14 protein-coding genes are annotated in these 14,579 nt (G+C 72.9%); 8 read left to right on the top strand and 6 right to left on the bottom strand.

Going from position 1 to position 14,579, the window contains the following annotated elements:
• Window positions 1–119: 119 nt before the first annotated feature.
• Both ACIQ9E_RS27240 and ACIQ9E_RS27235 read right to left on the bottom strand, forming a co-directional pair.
• Window positions 120–350, bottom strand: a complete 231-nt coding sequence (locus ACIQ9E_RS27240; protein WP_403711417.1) for a DUF397 domain-containing protein — start codon at window positions 348–350, stop codon at window positions 120–122.
• Window positions 347–1,180, bottom strand: a complete 834-nt coding sequence (locus tag ACIQ9E_RS27235; protein ID WP_403711415.1) for a helix-turn-helix domain-containing protein — start codon at window positions 1,178–1,180, stop codon at window positions 347–349. Before ACIQ9E_RS27235 ends, ACIQ9E_RS27240 begins: the two co-directional genes overlap by 4 nt.
• A gap of 381 nt (window positions 1,181–1,561) precedes the next feature.
• Between ACIQ9E_RS27235 and ACIQ9E_RS27230 the strand changes: the two genes are divergently transcribed.
• Window positions 1,562–2,002, top strand: coding sequence for an ATP-binding protein (locus ACIQ9E_RS27230; protein WP_403711413.1), 441 nt, complete (start codon window positions 1,562–1,564; stop codon window positions 2,000–2,002).
• A 310-nt stretch (window positions 2,003–2,312) separates the two neighbouring features.
• On the opposite strand, the gene ACIQ9E_RS27225 is transcribed toward ACIQ9E_RS27230, so the two are convergent.
• The 3 genes from ACIQ9E_RS27225 to ACIQ9E_RS27215 are packed head-to-tail and all read right to left on the bottom strand — an operon-like array spanning window position 2,313 to window position 4,239.
• Window positions 2,313–3,215 carry a M56 family metallopeptidase gene (locus ACIQ9E_RS27225; protein ID WP_403711411.1) on the bottom strand — a complete coding sequence of 301 codons (903 nt, stop codon included), beginning with the start codon at window positions 3,213–3,215 and terminating at the stop codon, window positions 2,313–2,315.
• Window positions 3,212–3,580: a BlaI/MecI/CopY family transcriptional regulator gene (locus ACIQ9E_RS27220; RefSeq protein ID WP_403711409.1), complete on the bottom strand. Its 369-nt coding sequence runs from the start codon at window positions 3,578–3,580 to the stop codon at window positions 3,212–3,214. Before ACIQ9E_RS27220 ends, ACIQ9E_RS27225 begins: the two co-directional genes overlap by 4 nt.
• A 44-nt stretch (window positions 3,581–3,624) precedes the next feature.
• Window positions 3,625–4,239 carry a hypothetical protein gene (locus ACIQ9E_RS27215; protein WP_403711407.1) on the bottom strand — a complete coding sequence of 205 codons (615 nt, stop codon included), beginning with the start codon at window positions 4,237–4,239 and terminating at the stop codon, window positions 3,625–3,627.
• Window positions 4,240–4,349: 110 nt separating this feature from the next.
• Here ACIQ9E_RS27215 and ACIQ9E_RS27210 point away from each other — a divergent pair, with 110 nt between their 5' ends.
• The 4 genes from ACIQ9E_RS27210 to ACIQ9E_RS27195 all read left to right on the top strand — a co-directional run bounded on the left by ACIQ9E_RS27210 (window position 4,350) and on the right by ACIQ9E_RS27195 (window position 7,786).
• Window positions 4,350–4,787: a DUF6153 family protein gene (locus tag ACIQ9E_RS27210; protein ID WP_403711405.1), complete on the top strand. Its 438-nt coding sequence runs from the start codon at window positions 4,350–4,352 to the stop codon at window positions 4,785–4,787.
• 110 nt (window positions 4,788–4,897) lie between these two features.
• Entirely contained in the window at window positions 4,898–5,629 is a 732-nt protein-coding gene (locus ACIQ9E_RS27205; protein WP_403711403.1) for a DUF305 domain-containing protein, read from the top strand.
• An 83-nt stretch (window positions 5,630–5,712) separates the two neighbouring features.
• On the top strand, window positions 5,713–6,579 hold the full coding sequence (locus ACIQ9E_RS27200; RefSeq protein ID WP_403711401.1) for a F510_1955 family glycosylhydrolase: 867 nt from the start codon (window positions 5,713–5,715) through the stop codon (window positions 6,577–6,579).
• 181 nt (window positions 6,580–6,760) lie between these two features.
• The gene (locus ACIQ9E_RS27195; protein WP_403711399.1) at window positions 6,761–7,786 is read left to right on the top strand and encodes a hypothetical protein; all 1,026 of its coding nucleotides are present in this window, start codon (window positions 6,761–6,763) and stop codon (window positions 7,784–7,786) included.
• Between the two features lie 464 nt (window positions 7,787–8,250).
• Here the strand turns inward: ACIQ9E_RS27195 and ACIQ9E_RS27190 are convergent, their stop codons facing one another.
• Window positions 8,251–10,470 (bottom strand): NADP-dependent isocitrate dehydrogenase, encoded by a 2,220-nt coding sequence (locus ACIQ9E_RS27190; RefSeq protein ID WP_403711397.1) that lies wholly within the window; start codon window positions 10,468–10,470, stop codon window positions 8,251–8,253.
• A gap of 264 nt (window positions 10,471–10,734) precedes the next feature.
• On the opposite strand from ACIQ9E_RS27190, the gene ACIQ9E_RS27185 reads away from it, so the two are divergent.
• The 3 genes from ACIQ9E_RS27185 to ACIQ9E_RS27175 all read left to right on the top strand — a co-directional run bounded on the left by ACIQ9E_RS27185 (window position 10,735) and on the right by ACIQ9E_RS27175 (window position 14,413).
• Entirely contained in the window at window positions 10,735–11,550 is an 816-nt protein-coding gene (locus ACIQ9E_RS27185) for an SAM-dependent methyltransferase (protein ID WP_403711395.1), read from the top strand.
• Window positions 11,551–11,798: 248 nt separating this feature from the next.
• Window positions 11,799–13,001 carry an alpha/beta hydrolase family protein gene (locus ACIQ9E_RS27180; RefSeq protein WP_403711393.1) on the top strand — a complete coding sequence of 401 codons (1,203 nt, stop codon included), beginning with the start codon at window positions 11,799–11,801 and terminating at the stop codon, window positions 12,999–13,001.
• Between the two features lie 257 nt (window positions 13,002–13,258).
• Window positions 13,259–14,413, top strand: a complete 1,155-nt coding sequence (locus ACIQ9E_RS27175) for a chitinase (protein ID WP_403711391.1) — start codon at window positions 13,259–13,261, stop codon at window positions 14,411–14,413.
• Window positions 14,414–14,579: the final 166 nt, after the last annotated feature.

Genomic DNA, 14,579 nt, shown 5'->3' with positions numbered 1-14,579 from the left:
CGTGTCCGCGAAGCCGCATACGGCACACCGGGCCCGTGGCGGCGCGCCGTCGCCCGGTGCCCCGGGCCGTACGCCGCGCATCCGTACGGGCCCGGGGCCGGGCCTCGGCCCGGGCCGGCTCAGGAGAGCAGGAAGTCCGCCTCGCCGGCCTTCGCGCCGCGTACCACCTCGGCGATGTCCTGCGCGGTGAAGATCAGTGCCGGTCCGTCGGGGTCCTGGGACTGCCGTACCGCCACATATCCGTTCCCCAGCTGCTTCACCTCGACGCAGTTGCCCCCGTTGCTGCCGCTCCAGGGCTTGGTCCACGCTGAGGTTCCCAGCGTGAGGTCCGCGTGGCTGACGTGGCTCATGGGTCAAGCTCCTTGCGAATGACGTCGAGGAGGCGCAGCGTGTCCTTTCTCGACAGTGCGTACGTGCTCATCTGGTCGAGGGCCTCCCGGTAGAGGGCGACCTCGGCGGGGTCCTCGCTGTACGTCGCGCGGCTGAGGCTGTCGATGCCGACGACGTCCGGCAGTTCGGGAATCTCGAACCTGAAGACCGAGAAAGGGCCGAAGCCCCCGGGGTGCAGTCCGGCCCGGAAGGGGGCGATCTGGAAGGTCACGGAGGGCAGATGGGCCACCGCGAGCAGATGCTCGACCTGGCCGCGCATGACGTCCGGCGGTCCGACCGGACGGCGCAGAACCGTTTCGTCGACCACGGCCCAGAAATGCGGCGGTTCGGGTTCCGCTCTGGTCAGGAGCGTCTGCCTCTCCCGGCGGAGGGCGATCTGGCGCTCCACCACCTCGGTGGTGACCCGGGGCAGTCCGAGGCTCAGGACGCACCGCGCGTACTCCGGGGTCTGGAGCAGGCCCGGCACCACATGGGGTTCGTACGAGCGGACCTGTGTCGCGCCGCTCTCCAGACTGACGTGGACACCGAACCAGTTGGGCAGCACATCGCGGTAACCCTGCCACCAGCCGGAGACATTGGCCTGATCCGTCAGCTCCAGGAACTCCGCCGTCTCGTCCTCCCCGACGCCGTACATCTCCAGCAGCGCCTTCACGGTCAGCCACTTCAAGGTGACCTCGGCCCGCTCCATGCGGGTGATGGTGGTGTGGGACTGACGCAGCCGTTTGCCCACGTCCTGCGCCGACAGGCCCGCGGCCTGGCGCAGTTGCAGCAGACGCCTGCCCAGGACCATCTGCAGAACCGTGGGCGCTGATCTCGGCTCACTCACGGTACGGGGCCCCTTTCGAACACCGGATCATCCACAGCAGTGTGCCATGCGTCCAGGAGCCTGCACAGGACACACACACGACAGTGCACCGTGCAGAGTGTTCTTGCCAACTTTCCTGACCCGGTACATAGTTGGCGCAGTGACTCGGCTCACGCGGCAGACCGGCCGCTGTGCACGAGGCGCGGCGACGCCCCGGTTCTCGACCACAACCGGGGCCCGGCACCCGGCGGTCCCTCTGACCCCTTCGCGAGTGCGCGCGAAGGCACCGCGCCACGGCAACCGGCGCCCGCCCGTCCCTTCCGGTCACCGCTCGGGCCGGGCGTGCCCCCACCGATAGGACTGCCCGTGACGATCGCCGCCGACCTCCCTCCCCGGCAGCAGCCGGACGACAGCACCGTCCGTACGTGTTTGTTCGACCTCCCGGCGGATCACCGCTCGGTCTCCATCGCCCGGCGGCTCACCGAGACGTACCTCGACAGCCGGGTCCACTGCGACGATGTGCGGCACTCCGTGACCTTGCTGATCAGCGAGTTGGCGACCAACGCCGTCCGGCACTCCGCCGGAATCCAGTTCCGGTGCCGGGTCCGGCTGGAGGAGGGCGCGGTCCGCATAGAGGTGGAGGACCGGGGTGGATCGCACTCCCTGATCAGGTCCCGCCGGCCGTCCCCGGAGGAAGAGTGCGGGCGGGGGCTCCAGTTGGTGGAGTGCCTGTCGAAGGACTGGGGGATGCGGCGCCGGGACCACGGCCCGGGTTCGGTGGTCTGGGCGGTCGTCGCGGCCCACTGAAACCGCGGGCCGCGGTTTCCCGGCCCGGCGCCGCACGACTCGGCCGCCGTTGTGGCGCGATGACCGCGCACGATGTGGAGATGTGGTGATACGCCTCCGCGGCCACCCCCTCAGCTATAGCACTAAGCGGATTAACGATATGCTCGCGATGGCACCTCGCCACCGGGAGCCCTCCCGGGCCGCACTGCCCCGTGCCCGGCCAACAGGAAGCGGGAGGGCTCCCGGACCGGGGACCGTCGGGACCGCGCCGCAGCGGGCCGCCGCTCACCCGGCGTGGACACAAGGGCCCGGCGGGGATCCCCCGCCGCCGTCAGCAGGCCACCAGCAGCGGCAGGAGCGGGGCCGCCGCGGAGGCGAGGAGGACCCCGGCCCGGGTCACCCGGCGCGGGCGGGCCTCCGGGGTGAGGATGCGGCGCAGCCGGATCAGGGCGCCGGTGCCTCCGGCGCCCAGCGCGGAACGCGGCGCGCGGCCCGCCGCGACCTCGCACATGGCGGTCGCCAGGGCATCGCGGGAGTGGGAGCGCAGCGCCCGGTCGTCCGCGATCATCTCCAGCAGCAGCGCGGTCTGTTCCTGTGCCAGGCGGGCCAGCGGGAGCCCGGGAAAGGCCCGCGCGAAGGCCTTCGCCGCGATCTGCGGCAGATGGTGGCGGCCCCGGAGATGGGCCTGCTCATGGGCGAGTACGGCGCGCAGCTGCTCCTCGGTCAGGAGGTCCAGCGCGCCCCGGGTGACGACGACGCGGCGTTCGCGTCCGGGCAGACAGTAGACCGCGGGCGCGTCGTGCTCGACGACCGTCGCCCCGTGGTCCGCCGCCTCGGCGCCGATCACGGCGAGCAGTCCGGCGTGGCGCTGCCGTTCGCGCCGGGCCTGCCAGGAGGTGGCGGCCAGCCAGCCGAGCGGCAGCAGCACGATCGCGGCGGGCGCCAGCAGCAGCCCGATGTCCGCGGCACCGGCCGGGACGGCACCGGGCGGCGCGCCGGCGGCCGGCCCGCAGGTGCCGAGCAGCCCGGCGATTCCCTCGTGGACGTGCTGTTCGGCGAGGACGAGATGGTAGACGGCGAGGGCCACGGCGACGACGAAGGTGAGGCTCAGCCCCTGCCAGGCCAGCACGGCCGCGGTGGGGGCGCGATGGGTCCAGCGGGCGCCGGAGAGCGCGTAGGGCAGGACGGCGCCGACCAGGACGGCGTACGCCGCCAGGGCGAGGCCCGTCGTCACGAACCGCTCCGCCGTTTGGCGGCGCGCAGCGCGGAGCGCAGCGCCTGCACCTCGTCGGCGGAGATCTGTTCCACGAAGCTCAGCAGCACACCGGCCGGGTCGGGATTGCCGTCCAGCGCGTCCTGCATCCGGGCGGCCGTGTACTGCTGGCGGGTACAGGTGGCCCGGTAGACCCAGGCCCGGCCCTCCTTCTCGCGCTCCAGCATGCCCTTGGTGAAGAGGATGTCGGCGACCGTCTTGACGGTGCTGTACGCGATGGGCCGCTTGCGGTTGAGATCGTCGCGCACCTCGCGGGCGGTGGCCGGACGACCCCAGTTCCAGAGGCGGTCCATGATCTCCGCCTCCAGATCACCCAACTGTCGCACGCCCGCTCCTCTCGCCGGCGGCACCGACGCCCCCGTCCCCGTCCTCAGTGGCTGCTCATCGTAGTCGTCGTACCGGCGGCCCCCGGGGTGTCCGTCCCGCCGTCCGCGGTGCCGTCCGCGGCATCCGCGGCCGGGGGCGGGGCGGGCGCGGGACCGGCGGGCACCGGGCAGGCGTCCGCGGTGCGCAGCCGTCCGACCAGCGCATGCGCGAGCAGGGCGACCGAGGCGACCGCCAGCACCGGCTGCGCCGGGGCCCAGTAGGACATCGCGCCGCTCGTCCCGAGCGCCAGGACGACCAGTTGGTTGCAGACCGGGCAGCCGACGGCGAACACCGACAGCGCGCCCGCCGCGATCGCGCGGGCGCCCCGCGGCCCGGTCCGGGCGGGATCCGCACCGGACGCCTCCCGCGCCCCGGCGCCCTCCCGCGCCCCGGCGCCCTTCCGGGCCCGGCCCGGCCCGGCGGCGTAGGTGGCGGCCAGCAGGCCCATCAGGACGGAACTCACGATCCACACCGGGTAGTTCCACCAGAGCACCGGCGTCATCCGCGCGTACAGCGGGGAGGGGACGACACCGGTCGGCACCCCGACGACGGCCGCGGCGATCACCGCGACCACCGCCGCAACCAGCCACTGCCGTGGCGCCCAGGCCCGTACGCCCATCGTCCTCTCCTCCACCCTTCCACCGGCAATGCGAAGAAGCTTAGTAGAAAGTGGGGGGCGGCGGCAGTCGGGGACGGCCTTCGGTATCGTCGGGGCCGGAGGTGGACGTGGTGAGTGCGGGCAGGGCGATCAGGGCTGCGGGTGCCTGGGGGCATCTGCTGCTGGTCGTGCTCGCGCTGGGCGTGTTCGCCATGCACACAGTGGGCCATCCGGACAGCGGCTCGGCTACGTCCCGGGCGGACGCAACGGCCGCCGTGGCGGCCCCGGTCCACGGTCCCTCCGTCGCGGAGCCGGACCGGGCCGCCGCGCCCGACCGGCCGCACAGCGGCCACGGCGGCTCCACCGAACCCGACCCGGGCATGTCGATGGACATGCTCGCCCTCTGCGTCGCCGTTCTGGGCGGCGTGCTGCTCGCCGCGCTCCTGCGGGCGGCCCTCGGCCGCCGTACCGAACGGCCGGTGAGGCTGCGCGGCCTCCTCGTCGCACCCCGCCGCGGCCCGCCGCCGCGCGCCCCCGATCTCGCCTCCCTGTCGATCCTGCGTCTTTAGGCCGTCCCCGCCGCGGGCCGCTTCGCCGTGCCCGCAGACGCCGCGTGCGGAGCCCCCACGGCCCGTACGGACACCACCGCAGCATCGAACAGACAGCACGAGGTTGTGACATGCAGGGCTTCGACCACACCCGTACCCCCGCCCCGTCCGGGGCCGGTTCCGCGTCCGGCCCGGGCGGCCGTCCGCGGCGCCGGGCCGTCCGCCGTACCGCCGCCGTCTCCGCCGTCCTCGCGGCGGGCCTGCTCCTCGCCGCCTGCGGCAAGGACGACGATATGAGCGGCATGGACCACGGCGCGAAGGACTCCGCTTCGGCGTCCGCCGCCCCGGCCGGCGGCGCCGGCCCGGCGCCCGGCGCCTTCAACGACACCGACGTGACGTTCGCCCAGGCGATGATCCCCCACCACCAGCAGGCGCTGGAGATGTCCGCGCTGGCCGACGGCCGGGCACAGGACACCGAGATCATCAAGCTCGCCCGGGTGATCTCCGGCGCCCAGGACCCCGAGATCCGCACGATGAAGTCCTGGCTCAAGGCCTGGGGCAAACCCGAGTCGGGCGGCTCCATGCCGGGAATGGACCACGGCTCCGGATCATCCGGCGATTCGACCGGAATGGCCGGAATGATGTCGGAGGCCGAGATGGCCGCCCTCAAGGCGGCGAAGGGCACGGACTTCGACCGGAAGTTCGCCCAGCTCATGATCGAGCACCACAAGGGTGCGATCACCATGGCCGAGGACGAGCGGAAGAACGGCCGCAACGCGACGGCGAAGGCACTGGCCGGTGAGGTGATCCGGGCCCAGCAGGCCGAGATCGACGCCTTCACGAAGATCCTGAAGCGGCTCTGAGACAGGCCGGGTGCCGGGCCGCCGGGCCCGGCACCCGGCCCGCCCGCCTCTCCTCTCCCCCCTCACTCCCAGATCAGGACCCCATGAACAAGCACACCGCCGCCCTGTCCGCCGTCGGCGCCGTCCTCGCGCTCACCCTCACCGCCTGTTCCGGTGCGGACGGGCAGGGCAAGGACGGGCAGGGCCCGTCCGCCATCAGCCATATCCACGGGGTCGAGGTGCACCCCGGCGACGGCAAGCTGTACGTCGCCACCCACAACGGCATCTACACGCCCGGCGCCGGGGGCCGCCCCCTGCTCGTCGGCGACCGCAAGGACGACTTCATGGGCTTCGCCCTCGGCAAGGGCGGCACCTTCCTCGCCAGCGGCCACCCCGCGCCCGGCCGGGACGCCCCCGCCAACCTCGGACTGATCGAAAGCACGGACACCGGCCGCAGCTGGCGGGACCGCTCTCTGACCGGCGAGGTCGACTTCCACTCCCTCGACCACGCCCACGACACCATCTACGGCTACGACAGCACCAACGGTCTGCTGCGGGTCAGCAAGGACGGCACCGACTGGGAGAAGCGGAGCCCTCTGAAGGCGCTCGATATCGCCGTCAGCCCGGCCGACCCCGGCACTGTGCTGGCCACCACCGAATCCGGGATCTCCCGCAGCACCGACGGCGGGAAGACGTTCACGGCCGGGAGCGGAACCGTGATGGCCTTCCTCGACTGGGCCGACGAGAAGTCGCTGTACGGCGTCGACCCGGCCGGGAAGGTCAGTGTCAGCGCCGACGGCGGGAAGACCTGGCGGCCGACCGGCACCGCGCCCGGCGGCGGGCCGCAGGCACTCACCGCGGTCGACGCCCGGAGGCTGGTCGTGGCGACACAGGACGGGGTGTACGAGTCGGTGGACGGCGGCGGCGCCTTCACCAAGCGGCTCGACGTCACCTCGGGCGGTGGCCACTGACGTACCGGGGCGCGGGGCCGCCCGGCCCGTCCGGGCGGCCCCGCGGCGTGTTCGGGATGCGTCCCGTACCCGTCCGTCGTTGACTGGGACCCGCACCCCCACTCTCCTCGCGGCGGACGGACCGGAGGCCCCATGACCGCAGCGGACCCGCGGGCCGCCGGGGGCCGCGGCGAGGTGCCCGATGGCTGAGCCGCGGACCGGTGCCGGGCCCGGACCGGGGCTGCCGCGTTCCCTGCTGCGCGCCGGACTCGCCGATCCGGAGCATCTGCCCGAGCACCTCGCCTGGTTCGCGCTGCGCCATATGGGGCCCGCGGCGGACCGGGCGGTGGCCCGGGTGCGGGAGCAGCATCCGGATGCCGGGCCCGCGGAGCTGCGGGCCCTGGTCGTGGCCCGGGGGCGGCGGAACACGGTCGCGGAGGGCGCCTTCGTCGGCGGGCCGTTTCTGCTGCTGGTGCCGGTGGCGTTCTGCGCGGCGCTGCTCAATCAGGCCCGTACCGTCCTCGAACTCGCCGGGCTCGACGGCCGTGACCCGACCTCGCCCGAGCGGGCGGCCGAACTGCTGGTGCTGATGGGGGTGCATCCGGACACCGGCGCCGCGCGGAGGGCCCTGGTCTCCCTGGACCGGGACCTTGCGGAGCGTACGGTTCCGCGCCGGGCGCTGCTGCGGCCCGCGGCGCTGCGGGCCGTCACCGTCCGGATGGCCAGGCTCCTGGGGCTGGTCTCCCCACCCGGGTCCCGGAGACCGGACCGCGGCAGGCTGCGCGCCACGGCCGTGGCGGTGGCGAAGGTCCTGCTGGTGACGGCGGTGTTCGCCGTGGGTCTGGTGGCACCGCTGGTGTGGCTGCCGTATATGGCGCTCAGCTACCACTGGGCGACGGGGCGGCTCGCGGACCGTGCCGCGCTGTTCTACTTCAGCGAACCGGCCCCGCGCCACGCCGGCCGGACGGCACCCGGGCTGACCGCCGCGTACGCCAAGGCCGTGGTGTCGATGCTGCTGCCGGCGGTGCTGACGGTGATCGTGCTGGTGGTGGGGGTACGGATCGAACACTCCCACTGGCCGGTGGTGACGATGGCGCTGGCGCTGGCGTCGGTGGCCATGGGTGCGTGGTGGCAGTCACGGCACCGGTCCCGCCGGAACCGGACCGGCGGCGACAGCGACAGCGATGGACGCGGAACCTCCGGCGGAGCCGGGGGAGGCAGTCCGTAGGGCCGGACGCCCCGGGCCGTACCGCGGGTCCCGGAGTCTCCCGATTCTCCGGGACCCCTGCGGTACGGCCGGGGCGGACATGCCCCCCGTGATGCGCGGGCCCGCCCGGGGGCGGTCCGTCAGCTGCCGGAAGGGGCCGCCCGCACGGATACCAAAGTAGGTGCGCACTTCGGGCGTTCCCATCCCAGTTTTCTGGGGTTCCGCCCAGCCTGCCGGGGTGACACCAGCTCACCCCCGCAGACCAGGCGGAACGTCCTCCCCCGTACCCGGTCCCGCCGCCCGTGACGCCTTCGCCGATGCCCTCGGCCGCCGGCTGAGCGGGCCCGGCGCCCCCGGCTCCCGGGCCGGTACGGACGCGGGGTGCCGTACCACGGGCTCCGCCCCGCCCGGCGGAGGTGCCGGACGGGGCGGAGGGGGTACCGGGCCGGGCCTGCGGGCCGGGCCTGCGGGCCGGGCCTGCGGGATCAGCCCAGGGAGGCGATCGCCTGGTTGAACGTGGCGGACGGGCGCATCACGGCCGCGGCCTTCGCCGGGTCGGGCTGGTAGTAGCCGCCGATGTCGACCGCCGTGCCCTGGACCGCGATCAGCTCGGCAACGATGGCCTCCTCCTGCTCGGTCAGCGTCTTGGCGAGCGCCGCGAACGCCTCGGCCAGCCGGACGTCGTCGGTCTGCGCGGCCAGCTCCTGGGCCCAGTAGAGGGCCAGGTAGAAGTGGCTGCCGCGGTTGTCGATTCCGCCGAGGCGGCGGGTCGGCGACTTGTCCTCGTTGAGGAAGGTGCCGGTGGCGCGGTCGAGGGTCTCGCCCAGCACCTTGGCGCGGGCGTTGCCCGTGGTGGCCGCCAGGTGCTCGAAGCTGACGGCCAGCGCGAGGAACTCGCCCAGGCTGTCCCAGCGGAGGTAGTTCTCCTTGACGAGCTGCTGGACGTGCTTGGGCGCGGAGCCGCCGGCGCCGGTCTCGAACAGGCCGCCGCCCGCCATCAGCGGGACCACGGAGAGCATCTTGGCGCTGGTGCCCAGCTCCAGGATCGGGAACAGGTCCGTCAGGTAGTCGCGCAGGACGTTGCCGGTGACGGAGATGGTGTTCTCGCCGCGGCGGATCCGCTCCAGGGAGAAGCGGATGGCGTCGACCGGGGCCTTGATCTCGATGACGAGGCCGTCGGTGTCGTGCTCCGGGAGGTACGCCTTGACCTTCTCGATGAGCTGCGCGTCGTGGGCGCGGGTCTCGTCCAGCCAGAAGACGGCCGGGTCGCCGGTGGCGCGGGCGCGGCTGACGGCGAGCTTCACCCAGTCCTGGACCGGCAGGTCCTTGGTCTGGCACATGCGGAAGATGTCGCCGGGGGCAACCTGCTGCTCCAGCACGGCGGTGCCGGAGGCGTCGACCACGCGGACGGTGCCCGCGGCGGCGATTTCGAAGGTCTTGTCGTGGCTGCCGTACTCCTCGGCCTTCTGGGCCATCAGACCGACGTTCGGCACGGAGCCCATGGTGGCCGGGTCGTAGGCGCCGTGGGCGCGGCAGTCCTCGATGGCGACCTGGTAGATACCGGCGTAGCTGCTGTCCGGGAGGACGGCGAGGGTGTCGGCCTCGCGGCCGTCGGGGCCCCACATATGGCCGGAGGTACGGATCATCGCGGGCATGGAGGCGTCGACGATGACATCGCTGGGCACGTGCAGGTTGGTGATGCCGCGGTCGGAGTCGACCATCGCCAGGGCGGGGCCCTCGGCCAGCTCGGCGTCGAAGGACGCCTTGATCGCGTCACCGCCGGGCAGGGTCTCCAGACCCTTGAGGATGCCCCCGAGGCCGTCGTTGGGGCTGAGGCCGGCGGCGGCGAGCGCGGCGCCGTGCTCGGCGAAGGTCTTCGGGAAGAAGGCGCGGACCGCGTGGCCGAAGACGATGGGGTCGGAGACCTTCATCATCGTGGCCTTGAGGTGGAGGGAGAACAGCACGCCCTCGGCCTTGGCGCGGGCGACCTGGGCCGCCAGGAACTCCCGCAGCGCGGCGACGCGCATCACGGAGGCGTCGACGATCTCGCCGGCGAGCACGGGGACGGCCTCGCGCAGCACGGTGGTGGTGCCGTCCTCGGCGACCAGCTCGATCCGCAGGTCACCGGCGTCCGCGACGACGGCGGACCGCTCGGTGGAGCGGAAGTCGTCGGCGGTCATATGGGCGACGTTGGTCTTCGAGTCCGTGGACCAGGCGCCCATCCGGTGCGGGTGGGCCTTGGCGTAGTTCTTCACGGACGCCGGGGCGCGGCGGTCGGAGTTGCCCTCGCGCAGCACGGGGTTGACGGCGCTGCCCTTGATCTTGTCGTAGCGGGCGCGGACCTCGCGCTCCTCGTCGGTCTTCGGGTCGTCCGGGTAGCCCGGCAGCGCGTAGCCCTGGCCCTGGAGCTCGGCGATCGCGGCCTTGAGCTGCGGGATGGACGCCGAGACGTTCGGCAGCTTGATGATGTTGGCGCCGGGGGTCTTCGCCAGCTCGCCCAGCTCCGCGAGGGCGTCGTCGATACGCTGCCCCTCCTCCAGGTGCTCCGGGAAGGAGGCGATGATCCGCCCGGCCAGCGAGATATCACGACTCTCGACGGCGACTCCGGCGGTCGAGGCGTACGCCTCGATCACGGGCAGGAAGGAATACGTCGCCAAGGCCGGGGCCTCGTCGGTGTGCGTGTAGATGATGGTCGAGTCAGTCACCGGGTGCTCCGCTCCACTCCACGTCTGCAACATTGCTTGACATCAAGATATCTCGTACGGGAGCCCTGCTCGACAGAGGCCCTTATGACGCCGGCCGCACCGGCCCGAACCGGCCGGAACCCGGTGGTGCCTCCCGGTGCGGCGCGGAGGCCCGCCGCGGTCCGCCGCCCGTTCCACCTCGGGCGCTCCACGGTCTCCCCTGATGATCACGTTCATGATTCACTGATCAAGCAAAGGTTTTGGCCAGCCCGAGGAGGCGCTCTGATGTCCGAATCCGATCCCCGGCCCGCGTCCGCCGACGACATCCGCTCGCGGATCGACACGGGCAAGCCGCATTCGGCGCGCTTCTGGAACTACTTCGTGGGCGGCAAGGACAACTACGAGGTCGACCGGGAGATCGGCGACGAGATCAAGGAGATCTTCCCGGGGCTGGTGGACGTGGCCCGCACCAGCCGGCTCTTCCTGGGGCGCGCGGTGCGCTATCTCGCGGCCGAGCAGGGCATCCGTGACTTCCTCGACATCGGCACCGGTCTGCCGACCGCGGACAACACCCACGAGGTCGCCCAGCGCACCGCTCCGGACGCCCGGATCGTCTACGTCGACAACGACCCGCTGGTGCTCGCCCACGCCCGGGCGCTGCTCACCAGCACGCCCGAGGGCCGTACCTCGTACATCGACGCCGACCTCTACAACCCGGCCCGGATCCTCGACCAGGCCGGTGAGACCCTCGACCTGTCCCGGCCGGTGGCGCTGATGCTGCTCAATGTGCTCGGGCACGTCGGCGACCACGGGCGGGCCAGGGAACTGGTGGCCGGGCTGATGGCGGGACTGCCGTCGGGCAGCCATCTGGTGATCAGCGACTCGACGGCGACCAGTCCGGGGATGGTCGCCGCGTCGGAGGCGTACAACAAGAGCGGCGCCGTCCCCTACTACGTGCGCAGCGTCGCCGAGATCACCGCCTTCTTCGACGGTCTGGAGCTGGTGGACCCGGGCGTGGTGCGGGTGACCGACTGGCGCCCGGCGGAGGGTGCGGCGGCCGAGTCGGTCGACGCCTACTGCGGAGTGGCCCGCAAGCCGTAGGGCCGTCCCCGGGGAGGAGCGGCCGCTGGTCCCGCCCCTCCCCGGAGGCCCGTCCGCGGTCCCGGTGAGTCACCGGTCCCGGTGAGTCCGCGGTCCCGGTGAGTCCGGGCCGCGGCGCCCGGGTGGCGCGAAACGCGCGGCCTTCGGCCGGATGCACCGCATTCCCCGCCTTGCGGCTGAGGCCGGGGGTCCGGATCACCTCCTGAAGGGTGACGCCGGGTGCCCCGCACCGCCCTACGGTCGTTCGCATGATCTCAGCGACCCGGACGGCCGTGATCGCCGTCCTCGCCTGCGCCCTGGCCCTGCCCGTCGCCGTGACGGCCCCGGCCCAAGCCTTGCCGGAGGCCCCGGCCGGCCCCGGGGCGGCCGCCGGCACTCCCCGGTCCAGCGCGCTCGAACTGCCGCGGCCGACCGGGCAGTACGCCGTCGGCAGCTCCGTCCACCATCTCGTCGACCGTTCGCGGAAGGACCCCTGGGAGCCCGGCGCCGATGCCCGGGAGCTGATGGCGACCGTCCACTATCCGGCGGCCCGGCCGGGCCCGCCCGGCGCCCGGACCACGGCGTACGGCACCGTGGACGAGGCCCGCGCCCTGCTCAAGGGGATCGGTTTCGATACGGCGGTGCCCGCGGAGCTGCTGGCCGCCACCCGGACCCACAGCAGGCCGGGCGCCCGGCCCGCCCGGGGGCGCTTCCCGCTGGTGGTCGTCTCCCCCGGGTTCAGCGTCCCCCGGTACACGATGACCGCGCTCGCGGAGGATCTGGCGAGCCGCGGCTATGTGACCGTCTCCGTCGACCACGCCTACGAGTCGTTCGGGCTCTCCGTCCCCGGCGGGCGCCTGCTGACCTGCAAGGCCTGTACGGCACTCGATGTGGACGGGGTGCCCGACTCGGTGGTCACCGCGACCCGGGCGAAGGACGTGTCCTATGTCCTCGACCGGATCACCGGCCGCCATCCGGTGTGGAGGCACTCCGGGATGATCGACCGCAAGCGGATCGGCATGGCCGGGCACTCCATCGGCGGGGCCTCGGCGGCCACCGCGATGGTGCACGACCGCCGGGTGCTGGCCGGGATCAATATGGACGGGGCGTTCTGGGACGATCTGCCGCCCACCGGGCTGGACGGCCGTCCGTTCATGATGTTGGGCACCGACGACCACGTGCACCGGCCCGGTGGGATCGACACCTCATGGGACCGGATGTGGCCGACGCTGGACGGCTGGAAGCGCTGGCTGACCGTGGCAGGTACCGATCACGGCGCGTTCGCGGACTTCCCGCTGATCGAAGATCATTTCGGGCTGCCGCGGGCGCCGCTGCCCGCCGGACGTGCCGTGGCGGTGGTGCGCACCTATGCCGCGGCCTTCTTCGACCTTCATCTGAAGAGGAAGCCGCAGCCGCTGCTGGCGGGCCCCGGGCCGGCCGACCCCGAGGTGAAATTCCACCATCTGCCGTAACCCCGGAGCGCGGGCACGGGGCCCGCTCGCCGACTCCGTCAACTCCCTTTTGGTCCAGACCTCTTGACGGATGGTCTGGACCAACTTACGTTGTGGCGCATCACCCCCACGTACGTCTCCAGGCCCCCCACAGTCCCAGGAGGTGAGCGTGTCCCACCGGTGTCCCCCCACTTCCCCGCCCGCGCGTCCCGCCTCCGGCCGGCCGGCCCCCGGGCCGGCGACCACCGGGAGCCTGTGAAGACAGGAAGGGAACACGCATGGCAGCACGTAGATCCCGGCTTCTCGGGGCAGGCCTCGCCGCGGCCCTCGCCGTCCCGCTGTTCCTGGCCTCCGCCTCCCCAGGGCAGGCCGCCGCACCACCCGCCGCACCGCTCGAACTCTCCTCGCAGCTCGCCGACCGGGCCGCGGACCGGCCCGTCGCCGACCCCGCCGCGGCACCACCGCGCGCCGCGGCCGAGACGTGTGCCGTGAAGTCCAAGCCCGCGGGCAAGGTCCTCCACGGCTACTGGGAGAACTGGGACGGCGCCTCCAACGGCGTCCACCCGCCCCTCGGCTGGATCCCCATCACCGACTCCCGGATCACCGCCAGCGGCTACAACGTCATCAACGCCGCCTTCCCCGTGATCCTCTCGGACGGGACCGTGCTGTGGGAGGACGGCATGGACCGGACGGTGAAGGTCGCCACCCCGGCCGAGATGTGCGCGGCCAAGGCGAACGGGCTGACCATCCTGCTCTCCATCGGCGGCGCGACCGCGGGCATCGACCTCAGCTCGACGGCGGTCGCGGACCGGTTCGTCGCCACCGTCGTACCGATCCTCCAGCGGTACAACTTCGACGGTATCGACATCGACATCGAGACCGGTCTGGTCGGCAGCGGCAATATCAACCAGCTCTCGGCCTCCCAGTCCAACCTCATCCGCATCATCGACGGCGTGCTGGCCCGGATGCCGTCGAACTTCGGCCTGACGATGGCCCCCGAGACCGCGTATGTGACCGGCGGCAGCGTGATCTACGGCTCCATCTGGGGCGCGTATCTGCCCATCATCAAGAAGTACGCGGACAACGGCCGCCTGTGGTGGCTCAACATGCAGTACTACAACGGGTCGTTCTACGGCTGCTCCGGCGACTCCTACCAGGCCGGTACGGTCGCCGGGTTCCGCGCCCAGACCGACTGCCTCAACCAGGGCCTGGTGATCCAGGGCACCACGATCCGGGTCCCGTACGACAAGCAGGTGCCCGGCCTGCCGGCCCAGGCGGGCGCGGGCGGCGGCTATATGCCCCCGCCGCTGGTCGCCCAGGCGTGGAACAGCTACAGCGGCGCCCTCAAGGGCCTGATGACCTGGTCCATCAACTGGGACGGCTCGCGCAACTGGACCTTCGGCAACAACGTGAAGTCGCTCCAGGGACGCTGATCCGGCCGCGTCCGGCTCCCCGGCGCCCGGCACCGGCCGGGCGGGGCCCGCCCCCCCGGGGGGGGGGGGGGGGCCGGGGGGGGGGGCCCGGCCCCGGCCCCCGGCCGGGCCCCCCCCCCCCCCCCAACCACCCCCCCCCAACCCCCCGGAGGGCGCGCGGGGCCAG

The sequence above is a fragment of the Streptomyces sp. NPDC094448 genome (genome assembly GCF_044763775.1).
Lineage (GTDB): Bacteria > Actinomycetota > Actinomycetes > Streptomycetales > Streptomycetaceae > Streptomyces.
The sequence above is the reverse complement of the archived record's forward strand: the minus strand, read 5'-3'. Positions and strand labels throughout refer to the sequence as shown.